Below are 21084 nucleotides of genomic sequence, written 5' to 3'. Positions count from 1 at the left end.
GCTTCTGCATCAGCTTTCGCTTTGGCATCCGCTGCTAATTTCGCCTGAAGGGCTTCTGCATCAGCTTTCGCTTTGGCTTCTGCTGCCAGTTTTGCCTGAAGGGCTTCTGCATCAGCTTTCGCTTTGGCATCCGCTGCTAATTTCGCCTGAAGGGCTTCTGCATCAGCTTTCGCTTTGGCTTCTGCTGCCAGTTTTGCCTGAAGGGCTTCTGCATCAGCTTTCGCTTTGGCATCCGCTGCTAATTTCGCCTGAAGGGCTTCTGCATCAGCTTTCGCTTTGGCATCCGCTGCCAGTTTTGCCTGAAGGGCTTTCGCTTCTGCATCGGCTTTAGCTTTATTAGTAGCTTCTGCATCAGCTTTGACTTTAGCATCAGCTAGTAATTGAGCCTGTAATACCTCCATATCAGCTTTCGCTTTAGCATCGGCAACAAGTTTTGCCTGTAATGCTTCTGCATCAGCTTTTGCTTTTGCATCTGCTGCCAGTTTTGCCTGAAGGGCTTCTGCATCAGCTTTAGCTTTGGCTTCTGCCGCTAATTTAATTTTAAGAGCTTCTGCATCGGCTTTAGCTTTAGCATCTGCAATAAGTTTTGCCTGTAAAGCTTCCGCATCAGCTTTAGCTTTTGCTTCTGCTGCAATTCTTGCTTGTCTTGCTTCTGCATCAGCTTTTACTTTTGCTTCTGCAGCCAGTCTTTCTTTTTCTGCTGCTAATTCTGCTGTTCTAGCTTTCGCATCTGCTGCAGCTTTGGCTTTAATTGCAGCATCTTTCGCTACTTTTGTTTTTGCTTCAGCAGCCGCTTTGGCTTTAGCCTCTGCAGCTAATCTAGCTTGTAAAGCATCTGAATCGGCTTTTGCTTTAGCATCTGCTGCTATGATAGATTGTAAATCTGCCGCTTCTGTTTTAGCTTTAGCCTCAGCTCTACGTTTTGCTTCTTCTGCATCAGCTTTTGCTTTAGCATCAGCTAATAATTTTGCTTTTGCTGCTTCAGCATCAGCATTTACTTTTGCATCTGCAGCTAATTTAATTTTTAATGCTTCTGCATCAGCTTTTGCTTTATCTGCATCCAATTTTGCTTTGGCAGCAGCTTCTGCATCTGCTTTAACTTTTTCTGCTATGGCTAATCTTGCCTGTAATGCTTCTGCATCAGCTTTTGCCTTAGCATCAGCAGCCAATTTAGCCTTAGTAGCTCCATCAACTCTCGTAATTGGAGTAGTTGATTTTTTTGCTATTACTGGTTTTGGCTTAGAAGTATCTATTAGAGAACCTTCTTCATCATCTCCATAATAATAATTTGTATTTTTAAATTTATATGCGATAACAAATTCATGAGAAGAACCTAAATTAGTGAAGTTACCTAACCCTCTTTCATAATTATATTCTATTGCAATATTAGGTGTAATATTAACTCCTAATCCTGCAGAAACTCCATATAAAGTATTGTAACCTGCCTGTGCCCAAACTCCTTGTGGAATAGTAAGCATGGCAAGTCCTGATATAATGGTATTATCTTTTTTAATTTCTGTTTTTACTATACCAGAAAATTTACTTTGATCGAAAAAGCCGTAGCTGTCAATGTAACCAGTATACATTGCATGAAGTTCAATGGCTTTTTCCGGATCGTCTTTTATCATTCCTGAGCCAAAATTATACAGAACTAAATTGTTCATAGATAATCCGAAATCAAGGAAAGCTGTTCCGTAATTAATTCCAGGATTTACAGTCAGTAATGTGTTTGATGGATATTCTCCATTTAAAATATCAGGATCATCAGATATTATTTTTCCTTTGTTTAAACCACTTTGGTAAGCGCCAACATTTAATCCAAAAGTCAAATTACTATCTTCCTGCAAAACAATATTGTGTGCAAAATTGACAACTCCGCCAAAAACAGTCATTAACCCGTAATTTTGCTGAAATAATCCTATAGCATATCCATCATTTTCTTTTAAACGCCCTGAATAATTAAAAAGGTATGTATTAGGCGCATCATCGAATTGTATGTATTGTCTTTTGTTATAAAAACTTACCATTGGGTTTTGTTCACGTACAAAACTAAATGTTGGGTTAATCAAATATCTATTAAACTTTAATGAATTTCGGATAGGTAATGTAAACGAAACAACTCCATTCTCATTTGTATCCTGAGAATAGAGTAATTGTGCTGAACCGTAAAATAAAGTTAAGAATAGTAAAAATTTCTTCATATTATTTTAGCACCGTTATTGATCCTTTTTTTTCACCTGCATCACCTTGAATGACATAGTAATATACTGGATTTATGTTTTTAATATCAATACCTGTCTGTGGCCAATCACCTTGATAATTGACAACATCCAGAACTTTTTCTCCGTTTGAACTTATTATTATAACTTTCGTGTTTTCGTTCTTAAATTCATCAGGAATATTCCAATATGAAGATCCTAGTTTTATAATATTTGGAATTACGGTAGCAAGACCAGGAGGTCCATTAACCTTAAAACTAAATTCTCTTGAAGAAATACATCCTCCCGCCTGTGAAATCTTTACTTTATAATTTCCTCTAAAAGAAATTAAATAAGTATCACTTGTTGCTCCTTGAATAGCATTTCCATTTAAAAACCACTCATAAGTTGGGTTTGAAGCATCATCTGTTACTGTAACACTTAGAGTCTCACCTTCGCCTATAGATGTTTCTTCAGCAACATCAATACTCGCATCAAAACTATTACTCATCAAATTGATATTTCCAGAACCTGAACAGCCTCCAAAATTAACATCAACTGTGTAAACTCCTGATTCATTAGTGCTGTAAGTACGGCTGGTTGCTCCACTTATTACTACACCATCTTTTTTCCATATATAAGTATTTCCTGAAGTAGCAGTTAAAATTGTACTACCACCGTTTGCACAGAAGGGATTTCCTAAACTTGAACTAATCGAAACCGTTGAACCGGAACCCGATGCACTGTTTACTGTAACTCGATTAGAACTAAAATTATTATCGGAACATTTACCATAATCAATTTTTACATAGTAACTCCCTCCAGCATTCACCGATAAACTTGCGGCAGTTTGACCCGGAATTACTACATCATCTTTATACCAAATAAATTTTAAGTTTGGATAGTTTACCGGAGAAGATTCTTTTACAGAAGGAGTAGAATTGTCAATAGAAAGTGTCATACTGCCACCACTGCAAAAAGTAGCAGTAGGAGCTTGGTTATTGATAGAAAATGAATCTACATAATTTTTGTAATAAACAGAAAAAGAATCATTGTTAACAAAGTTTTTAATTCTTTGACTTGTTGAAGCATTACTTATATTACTTCTTATTCGTAAGCTATAAGTGTCTGATCCTTTTAATGTAGTTGGAATAGCAAATTTGATTTTTTGCTGCGTGGCTGATATTTTTGTTAACTCTAATTCTTTTGCAAGAACTGGAGTAGATAAGAAATTACCATTTTCATCAGATATTTCAACAGCAAAAATTACATCAGAGGGAAACCCACTATATGTAAAAGTTGCGTAATACTCATTAAAGGGTATGCCGTTTACTATGTCTCCTGCACAAATATTTACAAAATCAAACTTACTTGCTGAGATTGTAGTCTGGGCATTAGACTGGCAAAAGGTAAAGAAAAATACTCCTAAAAAAAGTAATGATTTTATCAGAGAAAGAGTAGTTTTTTTCATCATATAGTACGAATTCTTGCTAAGTCTATATCTTCAAAAAACAAAATATCTATAAACGTCTCAGAAAAATCATATCTATAATTTTCGATAATGTCCTTTGCGAGAACAGAATACGCTGCGACACTATCAGATTGCTTTTTTGAGGTGACATCTGTATTTTTTTTATCATTTCCGACAGCTACTAGAGCAAAGCTATCCTTGGGGATGGATAGCTCTACTATAAGCTGTTTAGAATACTCTAAATTAATTACAGATGTAATTGCGGTTGTTTGGTTCAGATATTTTAACGCAATAGTTTTTTGACCAATAGCAATATTTGAATTTGTAGGTTCTTCAATTTTGCTTTGGGCAAATAAACTTAACGATAAAGGGAAAACCAAAAATATTGTATATATAAAATACTTTTTAATATTTGGGGCCATATTCTTTTTGATCTTTATTTGGGTCCTGTCTTAAGACATATACATAAATTGTCTGGGGACTTTATTAATAAAATTTACGCTTTGAAATAAAAATCTAAATCTATTATCTGTTACCGCTTGAAGCAGTAATTTTTCCTAATTGAAGTCTGAAATCAGGTTTTTTTGGATTAAAAATATCTATAAAAGTTTCTTTATTGTCGCTTTGAGAATATACGTTGAAAAATACGCTATTACCATACCAGCTCTCTAAATCTTCATTGTTAGAATTGTATTCTGTAAAGATATTTCCTTTACATAGATTGAAATACATTTCTTCAAATTTGATTTTCTTAAGATTTTCACCGTTGATTTCTGTTTTACTATCTAATAAAACGGCGGGATTAAAGCCAGAAATTACACTACGCTTCATTTCTAGTGAAGCATTTTCAGCTATATAAATTGCTTCTTTCACTAAGCCTGACTGAATATCAGCATTAATGTTTTCACTGTCATTAAGCATCGTTATATTTGATGCAACAACTAAAGTTTGTTTTTTAGTAAAATCTGTTTCGCTTTTTTTCTCGTATGAAGCAACTTCTAAACAACGAGATCCGTCTTTATTACTTGACAAATAAGACGATCTTACAGCAAGTGAGTTATGCAAACGGCATTGTACTCCCTGAGTGAATTTATAATCATCATTAATACTCTTATAAGAAACTAATTTGGTAGCATTAAGATCACCTCCAAAAAATGCAAATGAATCTCCCGCAGAATAACTTACCATAATGTTTTCTAAAATCGTTTTATTTCCAACACCTGCTAAAGTTAAACCATTAAAAGCACCTAAACCTTTAACTTTTTTACCAGCAAATTCTATTCTAACATATCTTAAAACCCCTGAACTTCCAGCTACATTATCGCCGCCATAAGTGGTTTTTGTAGGATCAAGATCTAAATTATAAGAACCAACATTTCCAAATTTATTAATTGGAGCATCGCCAAGAATCACAATTCCACCCCAGTCACCAGCTTTTTTAAGACTTTTGTTAGAAGTAAATACGATTGGATCTGTCTCCAAACCATCTGCTATAATTGATGCACCTTTTGTGACTACCAAAGTTCCTTTTGTTTCAAAATCACCAATAATTAACGTTCCTGGCTCTATTGTTAAAACAGCATTGTTAGTAACATAAACATTCCCTTGTAAAACATAAATATTCCTCTTAAGTAATTTTGTGTTTGTTGAAATATTTCCAGCTAAAATTTGGTTGGCTTCACCATAATCGACTTTGTTAGGCTTAAATTCGGTCCAGTTATTCAACCAATTGTTGTAGCCCATAATTCCTTTTTCTTGTTGAGCACTCATACTTGCAACTGTAAAAAGAACACAGATAATTTGAGTAATTTTTTTCATGATAAGGGGGTATTAGGGTTAATAATAAATTTGGGGATGCGTAAATTATAAAAACTCATTCGGTTTTCTAAAAAAATCAGAATACATCGAAAACGAGTTGTTTTAAAAACCCTTTTTTAAAATGCTAACATGAAATTTAATCCATATACGTAAACATTTTAAAAAAGGTTTTAAAAAATATTTAAAAAACTACATTTCATTCAATTCGTTGAATTCATGTAAAGATTTTAATGTTCCTTCGTAAAATAAAATTGCTGCTATTAAATTTGCTTTATCTGAATAAGGCATCATTTTTCTTTGAAAATCTACAGTAGTATCCAAAAATGTCGAGGTTCCTACAGCTTGATTTTCTAAAGATTTTTTATGCTCATTATCGTCCGGAATACCTAAGTCTGCCATAGTAACTCCCGGTTTTGTAACTAAAGCAATGTAAGGTAGTGTTTTTACCAAAACTTTAATACGTTCGATATATAATTCTAATAATTCACCTTTTTGCATCCCGCTCAATTCTTTTTGATCATGATATTTACGAATAAGAGCTGTAGTACTAATGATACTGCGAGGAGCGTTTTTAGCTTGGGCATGTATAGCCCCAGTAGTCAATAAAAAAAATACACTTAAAAAAATAATTTTCCCTTTCATAGATTCTTATTAAAAGTTAGTTTTTGATAAAAACAAAAATATATAAATTAAGTTAATCTGCAACTTTAATATTTTTTTTTTTGAAAAAAGTATTTTGAAAAAAATTGTAAAAAAAACATCAAGCCAGCAAAACAAAGCTTTAACAAATATTTTTGTTAATTTTTTTTAAATCTAATTATGTAAGATTTTTATCTAAATTCAAACATAAACTTGTTTTTATCGTCTTTATAATAACTTAAAAAAACTCGTTTTTTGCATGATAAACAAAAAACTATTAACAAAAAAACCTTAATATCTAGTCGAAATAATATCAACATTAACAAAACTTAAGAGAATATAAATTAACAATTCAGTTAAAAAGAATATTAAAACTAAAAATAAAGATGATAAATTTAAAGTTTAATTTATAATATTTTTGACTGTGTCAATTTCTTATATCTTTGCTCTATGCAATTTTCACAAATTTTAGGTCAGGATTACATCAAAAATCACTTGATAAAAAGTGCTTCATCAGCAAGAATTCCACATGCGCAACTATTTATTGGGCCTGAAGGTAGTGGCACGTTATCAACAGCTATTGCTTATGCACAATATATTTTATGCAATAATACAGGCGACGAAAACTCAAACGGAAATGATGCCTGCAATCTTAAATTTCAGAATATTTCGCATCCTGATTTACATTTTATCTATCCAACAGTAACGACCGAAGATGTTAAAACAAAACCAAAAAGTTTAGATTTCATTCAGGACTGGCGGACTTTTATTCAGGAAATGCCTTATGGAGGTCTATTTGACTGGTATAAAATGCTTGGCGTTCAAAACAAACAAGGAGAAATTCGTGTTGAGGATGCTCAGGAAGTTTTAAAATCCCTTTCACTAAAATCATACGAAGGCGGTTATAAAATTATGATTATCTGGATGGCCGATAAAATGAATATTGCGGCATCAAACAAACTTTTAAAACTTTTAGAAGAACCATCAGACAAAACCATTTTTATTCTGATTTCTGAAAATGAGGAAGATATTATACAAACCATACGTTCACGCTGTCAGGTAATTCACTTTAATGGTTTACCCGAAAAAGTAATTGCCGAAGCATTAATTTCTCAAGAAGGTATAGATTCAAACTTCGCCAAAAAAATTGCACATCAGGCTCAGGGGAATTTTAACAAAGCACTGTCTTTGCTAAGAGAAGATGATTCTGAATATCCTTTCGAGCAATGGTTTGTAAATTGGGTTCGTGCTGCTTTTAGAGCAAAAGGAAACGCTGCCGCTATTCAGGATTTAATTTCATGGAGTGAAGAAATTGCCGGGTTGGGTCGTGAAAGCCAGAAAAAATTCATTCAGTTTTGTATCGAAATGTTCCGTCAGGCTCTTTTGCTTAATTATGAAGCGCCAGATTTAGTTTACATAGAACCAAAAGTTGACAAATTCAAACTCGAAAAGTTTGCTCCTTTTGTTAACGGAAATAATATTCACGATGTTTTCAGGGAACTTTCGGATGCAATGTATCACATTGAAAGAAATGGAAATGCAAAAATAATTTTAACTGATTTATCTATAAAACTCACTCGTTTAATTCATAAAAAATAGTTTTCAAATGAATAATGTTGCCTCCATCTTACTGTTGGCTTTTTTAGCCTTAACATTTCTACAATCAGGTTATGAGAAAATTTTTTACTGGAAAGATAATGTTAGCTGGCTTAAAGAACATTTTGCCAAAACTCCTTTAAAAAACCAAGTGCCGCTTGCCTTGCTTCATCTTTTAATTTTAGAATTAATTTCAGGAATTTTATCTGTAGTTGGCGCAATACAATTATTAACAAATAGCGGTCGTGAATTTGGTTTTTATGGTGCTATTTTTTCATGTATCTCTTTGTTAATGATGCTTTTCGGACAACGTCTGGCTAAAGATTATGATGGTGCGAGAACTATTGTAATCTATTTTATTCCGGCTGTAATGGCTGTATATTGGTTGAATTAATCAACACAATTATTTTAAATTTTATATCAAAAAAATGAATCCAAAACATCCTTCAGAATCCCTTACTATATTAACCGACTTAGTTTTGCCTAGCGAAACAAACCCTTTAAATAATCTTTTTGGCGGTGAGTTATTAGCCAGAATGGATCGTGCAGCAAGTATTGCAGCCAGAAGACATTCTCGTCGCATTGTAGTTACGGCATCTGTAAATCATGTTGCTTTTAACAGAGCCATTCCTCTCGGTGCAGTAGTAACAATTGAAGCAAAAGTTTCCAGATCTTTTAAAAGTTCAATGGAAGTCTTTATCGATGTATGGGTAGAAGACCGTGAATCTGGAAGCAGAACCAAAGCCAACGAAGCAATTTACACTTTTGTTGCAGTGGATGATAGCGGAAGACCTGTTGAAGTACCTGCAATTATACCGGAAACTGAGCTCGAAATACAACGTTTTGATGCCGCTTTACGTCGTAAACAATTGAGTTTGTTGCTTGCAGGAAAAATAAAACCTTCTGATGCCACAGAATTAAAGGCTTTATTTTTATAGTAAATTTTGATACAATTTAGAACAATGAAACTTCAAAAAAAAGAAGTATTTTTACAAAATTACAAGCCTGATACAATCTAAATCAGTAATTATTTAATTTCTGGTTTGTTTTGAGAATGAAAGAATTATAAAAATTTAGATGAAAGAAAAAGAAAAAAAAGAGATGAGTTCAGAGAAAGATGCCAAATTAAAAGCTTTACAGCTTACGCTTGACAAACTAGATAAAACGTACGGAAAAGGAACCGTAATGAAAATGGGCGATAAAGCCATTGTAGAAGTTGAAACTATTTCTTCTGGTTCTCTTGGTGTTGATTTAGCGCTTGGAGTAAACGGCTATCCAAAAGGAAGAATTATCGAAATATACGGACCAGAATCGTCTGGTAAAACTACATTAACTTTACATGCAATTGCTGAAGCTCAAAAAGCAGGAGGAATAGCTGCTTTTATTGATGCGGAACATGCTTTTGATAGAAATTATGCGGAAAAATTGGGTGTTGATATCGAAAACCTGATTATTTCGCAACCAGACAATGGTGAGCAAGCCTTAGAAATTGCAGAAAACTTAATTCGTTCAGGGGCAATTGATATTGTGGTAATTGACTCTGTTGCGGCTTTGACTCCAAAAAGCGAAATTGAAGGTGAAATGGGAGATTCTAAAATGGGACTTCATGCACGTTTAATGTCTCAGGCATTAAGAAAACTTACCGGGACTATCAGCAAGACAAATTGTACTGTTTTCTTTATCAACCAGTTGAGAGAGAAAATTGGTGTAATGTTTGGAAATCCAGAAACTACAACGGGTGGTAACGCTTTAAAGTTTTACGCTTCTGTACGTCTGGATATTCGCCGTTCTTCTCAAATTAAAGATGGAGAAAACGTAATTGGAAACAGAACCAAAGTAAAAGTCGTAAAAAACAAAGTAGCTCCACCTTTTAAAACTGCTGAATTCGACATTATGTACGGTGAAGGAGTTTCTAAAACAGGAGAGATTTTAGATTTAGCTGTTGAGTTTGATATCGTTAAAAAAGCAGGATCATGGTTCAGTTACGGGGATACTAAATTAGGACAAGGCCGTGATGCAGTAAAATCCTTAATCAAGGATAATCCTGAACTAGCTGATGAATTAGAAGCAAAAATTAAAGCACATATCAAAGATTTGGCTAACTCTTAAAACATTAATAACCTGTATCATATACAATTTTATTAACCCGAAAGTTGAACTTCCGGGTTTTTTTATACAAAAAATAAAAACACGGAAGCAACCATTTATAAATTGTTTCATCTTATAAATAACATAAAATGTTCGAGTAGTGTTTGCCATAATACTTTCGATACTTTTTAGAGTAAATTTGGTTGGTTATTTCAATAAGAATCCGTTAGTTTTTTGTTTTGGTTACTAACGGGTTTTTATTTTAAGAAATATAATTGATTTTCAAATATCTATCTAATATTAAAGTTCATTGAGTTTTAATAAAATTCTTTAAGCTACTAATATTTTACACAAATAAGAAAAGAATTTCTGTTGAAAAAGACCGGAAAAACAAGCCAAAAATTTTAAAAAAATCGATTTGTTTTCAGGTAAAATAATAAATGTTTTGAATATAAAAGGGGTTTTAATTCAAAATAAAAACCCGGCAAATTCTACAATTTGTCGGGTTTAATATTTAACATCCTTTTCTAAATTTTTACTTCTTAAATTCTAGCAAACCTTTGTAAATCAATTGCCTTGTCTGATCACGAAGCTCTTTTCTGTTTTCTGCTGTTAATCCTTTCGTTTCAATAAAAGGCAAAATTTTTCCTCTCATTTTACCCGGACTTCCGCTTAAAAAAGTATAAGAGAAACGTTCTTTATTATCAGCAAAGACAATTGGAACAATTGGAATTTGATGGTCAATTGCCAACCTAAAAGCACCATCCTTAAATTCATCCAATAAAATCGATTCATCATCAGGAACTCCGCCTTCCGGAAATATGCAAATACTAAGTCCTTGATTAAGCCTGTCCTGAGCTCTTTTAAAAACTTCATTTTTACTTTTCGAGGAATTTCTATCAACTAAAATGCAGGTTCTTTTATAGAAAAAACCAAACAAAGGAATCTTTGAAAGCTCCTTTTTTCCAACAAAAACAAACGGATTTTTCACAACTGCTAACATCAGCATGATATCTGTCATCGAAGTGTGATTTGCAACAATCATATAACTTTTACCTTTTTCAAGCTTTTGTAAACGCTGAATTTTGTAATAAAAACCCATTCCAAAAAGGATGAATTTTGCCCAAATACGGGCCATTTTAAAAAAATAGGGATAACCACTTTCAGTTATAATCGAAGCTACTAAAAATGGCAGCATAATCAATATTGGAATGGCCATTAAGATGTAAAACCAAATACGCCAAAAGATCCAAAAAATAATTTTAATTCCTTTCATGGTTTCAAATGTAAGAAAACAGAAATGATTTTTGATTTTCAATATTAGAATTTTTGAATATTACAACTTTCACTTAGTGCAAACACAAAATCTTTATACTTTTTATGATAAACTTTGCGAACTTTGCGATAAAAGAAAAATAAACTTTGCGAACTTTGCGGTTAAAAAAAATAAACTTGCAATATTTGCGGTTAAGAAAAAAACTATAATGGCAAAAATACTTACCGGTGTTCAGAGTACAGGAACCCCACACTTAGGCAATTTATTAGGAGCAATTATTCCGGCAATTGAATTATCAAATAATCCCTCAAATGAATCGTATCTGTTTATAGCTGATTTACATTCGATTACACAAATAAAAGACGGAAAAACATTAAGAGAAAATACGTATAGTACTGCAGCTGCCTGGCTTGCCTGTGGTTTAAATCCTGATAAAGTTACGTTTTACAGACAATCTGATGTGGCACAAACAGCCGAATTAGCTTGGTATTTAAGCTGTTTTTTTCCGTTTCAAAGATTGACTTTAGCACATTCTTTCAAAGATAAATCTGATCGTTTAGATGATGTAAATGCAGGACTTTTTACCTATCCAATGTTAATGGCCGCTGATATTTTGTTATATGATGCCGAATTTGTTCCGGTAGGAAAAGATCAATTGCAACATCTGGAAATTACGCGTGATGTGGCTTCTCGTTTCAATCATCAAATGGGAGAAACTTTCGTTATTCCGGAGGCAAAAATCCAGGAAGACAGTATGTTAATTCCCGGTACGAATGGTGGAAAAATGAGTAAATCTGCCAATAATATTATCAATATTTTTCTCGATGATAAAGTTTTGCGCAAGCAGATTATGAGTATCGAAACTGACAGTACGCCACTTGAAGAACCTAAAAATCCAGATACCTGTAACGCTTTTGCTATATATTCATTATTGGCAAATGAAACTCAAATTGCCGAAATGAGAGCGAATTATTTGGGAGGAAATTACGGTTACGGTCACGCAAAACAAGCTCTTTTTGAATTGATTACCGAAAAGTTTAAAACCGAAAGAGAAAAATACAATAACTATATAAACAACCTCGAAGAAGTCGATGCCTTATTAAAAAAAGGCGCAGCAAAAGCTTCAGTTGTTGCTGATGGTGTTCTAGCAAAAGTTCGGGAAGTACTTGGATTTGAAAAAAAGTAAATAATGTAAACCCGACAACTCTAAAAAAATCTGTCGGGTTTTTATTTAAAACCCTAATGCACTGAATCTTTTTCAAAATAAATTAAACAAAACATTGAGAAAAATATTTACAAATTATCTCTTTTTTATCTTACTATTCCTTTTTGGGTTTGGTTTTATATTGGCGTATTTGTCTGGAGATGATCATTCATATGGTGTGAATAAAACCGTTGGATGGGCATATGATATTCCGAATCAGTTTTTTTACACTGCATTAATTTTTAATTTTTCTCAAATACTTTTTATCATAGTATATTTGATCACTTTTCTTATTGGGCGAAAGACAAACTATTATCTTTCCATCGCACATTTTGAGATCATCATCCTCAACTTATTATTTTTCGAAAATTTTATAGTTAATATGATTTTTTGTGTAATCTCCATAATTTTATTCTTCACAAATATTTTAAAATCACATAAATAAAAACATTTTCTTTGAAAATCATATCGCCTCAAATAATTTCCCAGGGAGAGGTCGAATTACACCTTTGAGTTCCATATTTAATAAAATTCCCGAGATTTTATAAATCGGAAACTCGCATTGTAAAGCAATTATATCCAACAATTCCTTTCCGTTTTTCAGTAAATAATCGTAGATTTTTTGTTCATCTGATTCTAAATCTACAAATAACTGTTTCTGTATTGGTTTTGACTTATTTTCGATATCCCAATTGAGCATATAAACCAAATCAGCAGCATTCGTAAGAACATTTGCCTTCTGTGTTTTAATCAATTGATTGCAGCCCTGACTGTATTTGTCTGTAACACGTCCGGGAACGGCAAAAACATCGCGATTGTAATCGTTAGCCAGATTCGCCGTAATAAGAGAACCTCCCCTGTCTGCTGATTCTATAACAATTGTTGCTTCCGTCATTCCTGCAACGATTCTGTTTCGTCTAACAAAATTTTCTTTATCCGGATTGGTAGAACTCCAAAATTCGGTAATAAAACCCCCATTTTGTTCCATCTTTGCCATGTATTTTTTATGCGTTTTCGGATAAATCTGGTTTAAGCCATGCGCCAGAACTCCAATGGTTTGTAAGTCATTTTCCATCGCTAACTGATGTGCGACAATATCAACTCCATACGCAAAACCACTGACAATTATGGGATCAAGAGGAGCGATATCTTCTATCAGTTTTTTGCAGAATTCAGTCCCGTAAGACGTTATTTGCCGCGTACCTACAATACTGATTATTCTTTTATTTTCTAAATTAATATTACCCGCAGAAAAAATTAAAACCGGAGCATCAATACAGTGTTTAAGACGTTCCGGATAATTTTCATCTTTAAAAAAAGATACTTTTATATTGTTTTTATTAATGAATTCCAGTTCCTGATTTGCCTTTTCAAAAACAGTTTTATCTTTCATATTCTTTAGTAAGACTGATCCAACTCCATCTATAGCAGCAATTTGATTCGTTTTGGTTTTAAAAATTTCTTCGCCATTACCAAAATTTGCCAATAATTTCTTCGCCATAATATCTCCAACTCCTTCTACACGAAGTAATGCTAATAAGTAAAATAAATCTTGTTCTGACATGGCTTATATAGTTTTAGAAGGTTGAATAATTCTCAAAAACGCGTTTAGTTTTTCAAGAAGACAAATATATGAATTAGAAGTAAATTCTTTCAAAAAATAAAACTCTAAGATTTTGTATAGAATTATAAAAATTAATGATTTTACCTAACTAAATGAAAACCAATTGTCTATAAAAACATGTCAATTGTTAATAAAAATTGTGAATAAAATTTTGATAACTATATTGGATGCATAACTTTGTTACTATGAAAATCGAAACTTACATCGCGCAGTTATTGTATCGTTATCAGTGTGTAACGGTTCCAGGATTTGGTGCATTCTTAACCGAAATTCAGTCGGCACAGCTTAATGAAAGCACAAATTCGTTTTTTCCACCTAAGAAAATGGTTTCTTTTAACAGTCAAATCAAAAACAATGATGGTTTGCTGGCAAATCATATCGCTAATACAGAAAAGACATCTTATGGTTTTGCTGTTAGTGCCATCGCTTTTGAAATTTTGAATTGGAAAAAAGAATTAGAAGACAAGGGAATTTTACACTTAAAAAATATTGGTGAGATTCGTTTGAATAGTGATAACAACTTAGTTTTCAGTCCAAACCAGCAAAATAATTATTTAACAACTTCTTTTGGATTGAGTCCATTTGTTTCGCCTTTGGTAAAAAGAGAAAATTTCGAAAAAGAAATTCAGAGAATCAAAAAGAAAGAGCCTGTTGAATTATATGCTCACGAAGAAAGAAAATCTTCCAATTCGTATTTAAAATATGCCGCAATTTTTGTATTAGGATTAGGAATAACAGGAAGCATTGGATATCCGTTATATCAAAAAGAAATTGCGAGCCAAACGCTTGTTGTTGAAAGCACTGTTCAGAAAAAAGTACAGAACAAAATTCAGGAAGCTACCTTTTTGATTCAAAATCCTTTACCTGCAGTAACGCTATCTGTGGATACTTCAAAAACAGAAGCAGCAGAAAACACAATGCCTTATCATATTATTGCGGGCGCTTTTAGAAGTGAACAAAATGCTAAAAAAGCCTATAACCAATTAATAAAAAATGGTTACGAAGCCAGAATGCTTCCTGAAAATAAACATGGATTATTCCCAGTTTTGTACGGAAGTTATGCTAGTATGGCTGAGGCCGAAAAAGCACAAAGAGAAATTCGTAAAGCTGAAAATCCTGATGCCTGGATTTTAATCGAAAACCTATAAAAATTAAAAATCCTATTCGTCTGAATAGGATTTTTTGTTTATCGTGGAACAATTTCTGCATCTTGCGAAAGGATCACTTTTTTGTTTTGATAGATAGTCAAACTTGCCGGCGCAGTACCTTTTTCCCGTAAAGGAGCAATGTAACATTCGTAAATATATTGTCCTTTTTTAAATTCAAATCGATGATTTCCACCAGTTCCTTCCTGAAACCACTTTCCATTACTTATCACTAAATCAGGTTCTTCATTCATTTTCTTTTTTAGAGACCAGGAAGCATACCGGTAATTATCATTTCCTAAATCATCAATTCTAATTCTGAATTTGCTGGTTTCCAGGATACATTCAGGAGCTTTAAATTTTGCAATTGAAGCATGCAAATTCTCTCTATCAGCCGCAATAATTTTATTTTTAAGATCCTTCTCAAATTTTGACTGGTAATTTATCGAAATCAATCGGCCATCCGTATCAATCCATATCGTACCCTGATTAAGCATAATTCCTCTCCACCCTACTTCTGACCAGTCTTTTGCAGGATTCGATTTAATAATTTCGTTCTTCAAGCTAATATCAAAAATTTCAGAATATCTTTTTATAAATTCTGCTTTATTTTTAATTGCCGGTATTGGATATTCTCTTTTGAACGGATAGGAAATCATATTCGCAACAGCTTCCTTTTTATCATTTTTTACATTGCTGATAAAGGTTTTGATGAACTTCTGGTATTCGGGTTTTAAATCCTGGCCAAAAACAAAACTGCTGCAGAAAATCAATCCAATTATCAATAACTTTATCTTCTCCATATTAAATACTTTATTATTCATTAACTATAAAAATACTTAATTTATACTTGCCTTAAACATCTTTAACTCATCCCACGTAAATTCGTCACCGTGTTTTTCTTTTAAACCATTTAAAGATTCCTCCTGATAGAATTGAAAAGCATCACGCAACGCCAGGATTTTATCATATGGCAAAACATCCGAGATTTCGATTTTTTTTGCCTGGATCAGTTTAACCAAATGCATTTCAATAGTTTGTGATGTAAGTTTTCTAATTCGGGCAATATCCTGAACCGAATTTTTCTCCAGCCATAAATCATACGTTTCTTCTACAGTAGTTTTCTTAGCTGTTTTCGTTTCGTTTTTATCTGATTTCTTAGAAGTATAACGTACTACAGGCTCATCTAATTTGAAAATATCTGTATTGGTCATTTTAAACTCATCACGAATTTTCGAAATCTTATCCGATTTGTAATTTTTAATCGATGAGGACGTTAATTTTTCTTTACAGATTGTTTCACCCGAAACGACAATTTTAATCAATAATTTAGCCTTCATTAAGCGTAAGACAGCCTTGGTTTGTAAATCATCCAAGAATGCTAATTCTTCATAAAACTCTTTTACTTTTTTAAATTTTTGGATTTCGGCCATTTTCTGCAAAAGATCGGTAACTAGTTTGTCCATTTGCTTGAAAAAGTAATCATAGGCTGCCTCTACCCTTTCCTGCACAAAAAACAAATCAACGGTATCTTTATTAAAAATTTTATTAAGCTGATGAATGAATTTTTGAGAAGGATCTACAAGTCCATCTATTATTTCTAAACGCTTGTGAGCCCAAACAGAATGTTTTGCTTTTTCTGAGTTAGCGGCATTTTCATTATAACTAAAACGATGATTGCGCCATTCTTGTGCTAAATCTGTCCAGTTAAAACTGTTAATCAGATAGTTATGTATAAAATTCTTGGTTTCAAAATGCAAAGAATTTTTCAAAACCTCTTCGGTTGCTTTATTCAAAGCATAGTTCATTACATCCTGATCATTCGAAATCCCATTCATCTGCAGCGGAGAAAGCAAAATAAGCCCGTTTAAGGACGTTAAACGCGACAAAGCAACATATGCTTGTCCTGGCAAAAAAACTTGCGATACATCGAGCGCAGCTTTCTCAAAAGTTAATCCCTGACTTTTATGCACCGTAATCGCCCACGCCAATTTAAGGGGGTAATGTGCAAAAGTACCTAAAACTTCCTCTTCTACTTCTTTTGTAAGTTCGTTTATTTTATACCGAATGTTTTTCCATTCGTACTTTTCAACTTCAATCGTTTTATTCTCTTCCGGAAAATGCACAAAAATTTCTTCTGGAGAAAGTGACTTTACAACACCCATTTTTCCGTTAAAATACCTCTTATCAAATGATAAATCGTTTTTCACAAACATAACCTGAGCACCGACTTTTAGTTTTAGGTTTTCTTCGACAGGGAATATTTTTTCCGGAAAATCACCAACAATAAAAGGCTGATACTCATATTCATTACCCGCTAAATCACTTATAGCCTGTTCGTTAATCGAATCTGCTTTTGCATTATGTGTAGTCAGCGTTATGTAGCCCGGATTGTTTTTTAAATCAAAATCAGGTTTAACATACTGGTTTAAAATCTGAATATCCTGTGGTGTGATCTGATTATTTCGAAGATTATTTAAAACGGAGATAAAAGAATCATCAGTTTGGCGGTAAATTTTAGATAATTCAATATAAATCGGTGGATTTTGCTGAATTACGTGCGAATGAAAAAAGAATTTTCCTTTGTAATAATTGCGCAAAGTTCGCCATTCTTCATCCCGAATTACAGGTGGTAATTGTAGTAAATCACCAATAAAAAGCACCTGAACACCTCCAAACGCACGAGAATTTTTCCGAACTGTCTGCATCATAAAATCGATAGCATCGAGTAAATCAGCACGCAACATACTGACTTCATCAATAATCAGCAATTCCATATTTCGAATAACATTCCGTTTTATATTATTCATTTTGAAATGTCTTCGTAAAGTTTCTTTATTTTCAAATTTTACAGTCTCTGTAAACTGGGAACTATCTTCATAGGAAGGAATAAAAGCCGAAAATGGCAGCTGAAACATCGAATGGATCGTTACTCCACCTGCATTTAGCGCTGCAATTCCGGTAGGTGCTACCACAACAGTATTTTTATGCGTAGTCGCAATAATTTCGCGCAAAAGTGTCGTTTTTCCTGTCCCTGCTTTACCGGTCAGGAATATCGATTTTTGCGTTTGATTGATAAATTGTAGCGTGTAAGCAGCTTCTGAAAGGTTTTGCATTTGGGCGTATATTGAAGACTAAAAGTATCGCATTTTTATAAAATAAAAAAACCTAAATCTGTTAATAGATTTAGGTTTTTAAATAGTTAATTATTTTGGTTGTTATTTTTTAGCCTCTTCTTTAGTTGCAGCTTTATCATCTGCTTTTGGCTCAGCTTTGTATTTTTCGTTTAAAGCTTTGATAATTTCTTTTGTGATATCATATTTATCTTCAGCATATAAAACTGTTGCAGCATCACCTGTACCATAGATATAAGAATATCCATTTTTCTTACCGTAATCTTTGATGAATTTTTTTACACCTGTTACAAGAGAATCCATTTCAACACCACTTTCCTGTTGTAATTGCTGTGCTAATTGTTGTTGAGCGTAACCTAATTGTTGTTCTCTTTTTTGCAATTCAGCTCCTCTTTGTTGTGCCCAGGCCTGGCCATTTGCTTGTGCCTGACTTTGAAAATTCGCAGCATCTTGTTTAAAACGATTTATCTCAGCTTGCAGTTGTCTTCCTTTTTCCTCTGATTGTGCTTTGTATTTTGCTTCAAGGTCTTTTGCTTCAGTGTACTCTTTCATCAAAACCGAAGTATCTACGTAAGCTGTTTTTACTTCCTTTACTTCAGCTGTTTTATTACATGAAACAACTAAAACCGAAAGCGCGATAATTACTAATGCTTTTTTCATTTTCTGAATTTCTATTTTTTTATGTATGAAAGACAAAAATATAAAAAAATAAATAGCATCAACATAAAGTTTAAAAAATGCCATAATTTTATGATATTAGATTTATTTATGATTGAAAATAGTAGCATAAAAACACTATAGAAAGTGACTTCTTTGCCTTTTCTCAGAGCGATTTTATCAAAAAAAAAACAATTAAAACCTTATTTTACATAAAAAAACGTTGTAAATGCGCTTTATTTTGTGTTTCAGTCCTTTTTTAGAGCATACAATGTATATCAGATCTCTTTTACGCTTTATATTTTAAAAATTGATCACAGCCCAAAATTGATCAAAGTTTCATTTTTCCTGTTCCGTAATTTCAAAAACAGAAATTCAAATCAAAAATAGATTAGTGTTGCTTTGAATTTCACTTTAAAAAATTACCAAAAAAAAATTTCACAAAAAGTAAAATTTTAGCAATTTTCAGATTATTCCATTTTCAGATTTGAAATCCAAAAAATCAGCCTAAAATTAGAAAAACTACCCGTTTTTCAAGGTATTGTTTTTATTTATGGAACGCCTTGAAAGCATAAAAAACCGCTATTAAAAGTCACTTCCATAACGGTCATTAAAACGTCTTTCTCAAAAAAGAGGATATCAATCCTCACTAATACTAAAAAAACACCGTAAATACGCTTATTTTGCGTTTTAGCTGTTTTTTATCACATAAATGTGAGATGAATACTCTTTTGTTCTCCCAGCCTTCAAGTTTGATCGTAAACCAACAAAAAACGCACTGATGTAATTCATTTTTCCAGATTTGTATTTTTCAGATAATAAACTCACATAAAAAGAATCAAATTTCATCGGAAGCACTTTTTCCAATTTCATTTCTACTTTCTCAAAAAGCAGTTGAATGGCTTTTTTTGAAAAATGCCAAAAATGAATCGGCACATCAAAAGCTGCCCAAAATTCTTTGTAATGTTTTGCGTCATATGATTTAAAATTTGGAACCGCAACAATTAATGTTCCAGTTGGTTTTAACAAACGCTTCAATTCCTGAATTTGAAGTTCTAAATTAGGAACGTGTTCTAAAACGTGCCACATGGTAATGACGTCAAAAGAATTATTTTCGAGAACGGTAATTTCGTCTACAAAATAAATTCCTTTTTTTATTGCAATATTTTTTGCTCTCTCGCTTGGTTCTACTCCAACTGTTTCCCAACCATCATTTTTTGCCGTCAATAAAAAATCTCCGGTTCCGGCACCTATATCTAAAATTTTCCCTTTTTGAGATTGTTCCGCATTAATTAAATTGAGTTTATTTTTTAAAGCGATATTTTTCACAAAATGATATGCTTTTTCAAACACCGAACGTTTGTTGTCTGTGTGCGAAATATAATCTTCGCTTTCGTAATATTTTCCAAGATTTTCTAAATCTGGTTGCGGAGATGTAATCAACATGTCTAAAGTTTCGTCGTGATACAATTCGAAAATTTCTTTAGAAACAGAATGGTCTTTTACAGTAAGAAAATGTTTTTTGTTTAAAACGTCCATTTTTTTATTATAGGGATTTTGGTTTAATGTTATAGCAAACCCAAAAACTGAAATTCAGTTTTTGGGTTAATTTTTTAATTTTTCTATTTTCTATTTTACCTTCTCCAATTTATTTTTACAGCAGACATTTTTTCATTTTCAATTCTTGTTTCTGTCAAAATTGTAAATCCGTTTTTAATATAAAACGGCATTGGTGATTTATAAAATTCGTTGTTTTGTTTTAATTCATTTTCCTGATCAATTACCCAACCATTCAAACTTTTATTTTTCTTTTTAATTTCATTGATCAAAAAAGAACCATTTCCTTTTCCCTGAATTTTACTATTCAAAATTATAGCAAACCAATCTTCCGCTTCTCTTAAAAAAGTAAATGTCCATCCAATGATTTTATCCGAATCATCAAACAGCAAATAATGTTTTGAATTTGAAAGTCCTCTTAAATACAATTCAAAATCTTCGATAGTTTTTAAGTGTAATCTTGCCGGATATTCGCTATTCCAAAGTTCCCTCAAAACTTCTTTTTCTTCTAATGATAAAATTTCTTTGTGAAGAATCATATTGAAAAATTTAGATTTTAGATTGATGATTAGATTACTAAAAATAGTTTCACGTAGCACAAATAATATTTCAGATTATTATCTTAGATTCTCATAAAATAAAAAATAAAACATAAATAGTTTCACGTGGAACAATTT

General features: G+C 32.5%; 18 protein-coding genes. 6 read left to right on the top strand and 12 right to left on the bottom strand.

The genetic code is table 11. The features are described 5' to 3' along the window. The 5 genes from ACEN2I_RS18830 to ACEN2I_RS18810 form a co-directional block, all read right to left on the bottom strand. The coding region (locus tag ACEN2I_RS18830) for a PorP/SprF family type IX secretion system membrane protein (RefSeq protein ID WP_441767638.1) at window positions 1-2201 on the bottom strand (2201 nt) is incomplete at its 3' end. Between the two features lies 1 nt (window position 2202). Then, a complete protein-coding gene (gene sprC, locus ACEN2I_RS18825) occupies window positions 2203-3672 on the bottom strand; it encodes a gliding motility protein SprC (protein ID WP_441767637.1) in 1470 nt (489 codons plus the stop codon). Then, window positions 3669-4091 (bottom strand): hypothetical protein, encoded by a 423-nt coding sequence (locus ACEN2I_RS18820; RefSeq protein ID WP_441767636.1) that lies wholly within the window; start codon window positions 4089-4091, stop codon window positions 3669-3671. The genes sprC and ACEN2I_RS18820 overlap by 4 nt, the downstream gene beginning before the upstream one ends. 103 nt (window positions 4092-4194) lie before the next feature. Further along, window positions 4195-5487, bottom strand: coding sequence for a hypothetical protein (locus ACEN2I_RS18815; RefSeq protein WP_441767635.1), 1293 nt, complete (start codon window positions 5485-5487; stop codon window positions 4195-4197). A gap of 189 nt (window positions 5488-5676) precedes the next feature. Then, a complete protein-coding gene (locus tag ACEN2I_RS18810) occupies window positions 5677-6129 on the bottom strand; it encodes a hypothetical protein (RefSeq protein ID WP_441767634.1) in 453 nt (150 codons plus the stop codon). A gap of 447 nt (window positions 6130-6576) precedes the next feature. On the opposite strand from ACEN2I_RS18810, the gene ACEN2I_RS18805 reads away from it, so the two are divergent. From ACEN2I_RS18805 to recA, 4 genes are all read left to right on the top strand, one after another. Then, window positions 6577-7725 (top strand): DNA polymerase III subunit, encoded by a 1149-nt coding sequence (locus tag ACEN2I_RS18805; protein ID WP_441767633.1) that lies wholly within the window; start codon window positions 6577-6579, stop codon window positions 7723-7725. 7 nt (window positions 7726-7732) lie between these two features. Then, the gene (locus ACEN2I_RS18800) at window positions 7733-8116 is read left to right on the top strand and encodes a DoxX family protein (protein WP_441767632.1); all 384 of its coding nucleotides are present in this window, start codon (window positions 7733-7735) and stop codon (window positions 8114-8116) included. A 34-nt stretch (window positions 8117-8150) separates the two neighbouring features. Beyond that, window positions 8151-8660 carry an acyl-CoA thioesterase gene (locus ACEN2I_RS18795; RefSeq protein WP_115844770.1) on the top strand — a complete coding sequence of 170 codons (510 nt, stop codon included), beginning with the start codon at window positions 8151-8153 and terminating at the stop codon, window positions 8658-8660. A 163-nt stretch (window positions 8661-8823) separates the two neighbouring features. Beyond that, complete coding sequence (gene recA, locus ACEN2I_RS18790; protein ID WP_441767639.1) at window positions 8824-9831, top strand: recombinase RecA; 1008 nt, start codon at window positions 8824-8826, stop codon at window positions 9829-9831. 514 nt (window positions 9832-10345) lie between these two features. On the opposite strand, the gene ACEN2I_RS18785 is transcribed toward recA, so the two are convergent. Beyond that, window positions 10346-11086 (bottom strand): lysophospholipid acyltransferase family protein, encoded by a 741-nt coding sequence (locus ACEN2I_RS18785; protein WP_441767631.1) that lies wholly within the window; start codon window positions 11084-11086, stop codon window positions 10346-10348. Between the two features lie 208 nt (window positions 11087-11294). Between ACEN2I_RS18785 and trpS the strand changes: the two genes are divergently transcribed. Next, window positions 11295-12272, top strand: a complete 978-nt coding sequence (trpS, locus tag ACEN2I_RS18780) for a tryptophan--tRNA ligase (protein WP_441767630.1) — start codon at window positions 11295-11297, stop codon at window positions 12270-12272. 481 nt (window positions 12273-12753) lie between these two features. Here trpS and dprA read toward each other — a convergent pair whose 3' ends face one another. Continuing rightward, window positions 12754-13854, bottom strand: a complete 1101-nt coding sequence (gene dprA / locus ACEN2I_RS18775) for a DNA-processing protein DprA (RefSeq protein WP_441767629.1) — start codon at window positions 13852-13854, stop codon at window positions 12754-12756. A 245-nt stretch (window positions 13855-14099) separates the two neighbouring features. Between dprA and ACEN2I_RS18770 the strand changes: the two genes are divergently transcribed. Then, window positions 14100-15062: an SPOR domain-containing protein gene (locus ACEN2I_RS18770; RefSeq protein WP_441767628.1), complete on the top strand. Its 963-nt coding sequence runs from the start codon at window positions 14100-14102 to the stop codon at window positions 15060-15062. Window positions 15063-15100: 38 nt separating this feature from the next. Here the strand turns inward: ACEN2I_RS18770 and ACEN2I_RS18765 are convergent, their stop codons facing one another. The 5 genes from ACEN2I_RS18765 to ACEN2I_RS18745 form a co-directional block, all read right to left on the bottom strand. Continuing rightward, on the bottom strand, window positions 15101-15862 hold the full coding sequence (locus ACEN2I_RS18765; RefSeq protein WP_441767627.1) for a hypothetical protein: 762 nt from the start codon (window positions 15860-15862) through the stop codon (window positions 15101-15103). A gap of 36 nt (window positions 15863-15898) precedes the next feature. Next, entirely contained in the window at window positions 15899-18175 is a 2277-nt protein-coding gene (locus ACEN2I_RS18760; RefSeq protein WP_441767626.1) for a helix-turn-helix domain-containing protein, read from the bottom strand. Window positions 18176-18277: 102 nt separating this feature from the next. After that, window positions 18278-18853: an OmpH family outer membrane protein gene (locus ACEN2I_RS18755; protein ID WP_441767625.1), complete on the bottom strand. Its 576-nt coding sequence runs from the start codon at window positions 18851-18853 to the stop codon at window positions 18278-18280. Window positions 18854-19540: 687 nt separating this feature from the next. After that, complete coding sequence (locus tag ACEN2I_RS18750; protein ID WP_441767624.1) at window positions 19541-20389, bottom strand: class I SAM-dependent methyltransferase; 849 nt, start codon at window positions 20387-20389, stop codon at window positions 19541-19543. 95 nt (window positions 20390-20484) lie between these two features. Next, complete coding sequence (locus ACEN2I_RS18745; protein ID WP_441767623.1) at window positions 20485-20946, bottom strand: GNAT family N-acetyltransferase; 462 nt, start codon at window positions 20944-20946, stop codon at window positions 20485-20487. Window positions 20947-21084 lie beyond the last annotated feature (138 nt).

The organism is Flavobacterium sp. W22_SRS_FK3 (assembly GCF_052113665.1).
Taxonomy (GTDB): Bacteria; Bacteroidota; Bacteroidia; order Flavobacteriales; family Flavobacteriaceae; genus Flavobacterium.
Note: the sequence above shows the minus strand (reverse complement) of the source record. Positions and strands in the feature narration are given on the sequence as shown.

Coding starts and splice junctions, on each gene's coding strand:
- ACEN2I_RS18755 (WP_441767625.1), bottom strand. CDS start 18,853: ATGAAAAAAGCATTAGTAATTATCGCGCTTTCGGTTTTAGTTGTTTCA.
- ACEN2I_RS18800 (WP_441767632.1), top strand. CDS start 7,733: ATGAATAATGTTGCCTCCATCTTACTGTTGGCTTTTTTAGCCTTAACA.
- ACEN2I_RS18810 (WP_441767634.1), bottom strand. CDS start 6,129: ATGAAAGGGAAAATTATTTTTTTAAGTGTATTTTTTTTATTGACTACT.
- ACEN2I_RS18785 (WP_441767631.1), bottom strand. CDS start 11,086: ATGAAAGGAATTAAAATTATTTTTTGGATCTTTTGGCGTATTTGGTTT.
- sprC (WP_441767637.1), bottom strand. CDS start 3,672: ATGATGAAAAAAACTACTCTTTCTCTGATAAAATCATTACTTTTTTTA.
- ACEN2I_RS18820 (WP_441767636.1), bottom strand. CDS start 4,091: ATGGCCCCAAATATTAAAAAGTATTTTATATATACAATATTTTTGGTT.
- ACEN2I_RS18815 (WP_441767635.1), bottom strand. CDS start 5,487: ATGAAAAAAATTACTCAAATTATCTGTGTTCTTTTTACAGTTGCAAGT.
- dprA (WP_441767629.1), bottom strand. CDS start 13,854: ATGTCAGAACAAGATTTATTTTACTTATTAGCATTACTTCGTGTAGAA.
- ACEN2I_RS18765 (WP_441767627.1), bottom strand. CDS start 15,862: ATGGAGAAGATAAAGTTATTGATAATTGGATTGATTTTCTGCAGCAGT.
- ACEN2I_RS18795 (WP_115844770.1), top strand. CDS start 8,151: ATGAATCCAAAACATCCTTCAGAATCCCTTACTATATTAACCGACTTA.
- ACEN2I_RS18745 (WP_441767623.1), bottom strand. CDS start 20,946: ATGATTCTTCACAAAGAAATTTTATCATTAGAAGAAAAAGAAGTTTTG.
- recA (WP_441767639.1), top strand. CDS start 8,824: ATGAGTTCAGAGAAAGATGCCAAATTAAAAGCTTTACAGCTTACGCTT.
- ACEN2I_RS18760 (WP_441767626.1), bottom strand. CDS start 18,175: ATGCAAAACCTTTCAGAAGCTGCTTACACGCTACAATTTATCAATCAA.
- ACEN2I_RS18770 (WP_441767628.1), top strand. CDS start 14,100: ATGAAAATCGAAACTTACATCGCGCAGTTATTGTATCGTTATCAGTGT.
- ACEN2I_RS18805 (WP_441767633.1), top strand. CDS start 6,577: ATGCAATTTTCACAAATTTTAGGTCAGGATTACATCAAAAATCACTTG.
- ACEN2I_RS18750 (WP_441767624.1), bottom strand. CDS start 20,389: ATGGACGTTTTAAACAAAAAACATTTTCTTACTGTAAAAGACCATTCT.
- trpS (WP_441767630.1), top strand. CDS start 11,295: ATGGCAAAAATACTTACCGGTGTTCAGAGTACAGGAACCCCACACTTA.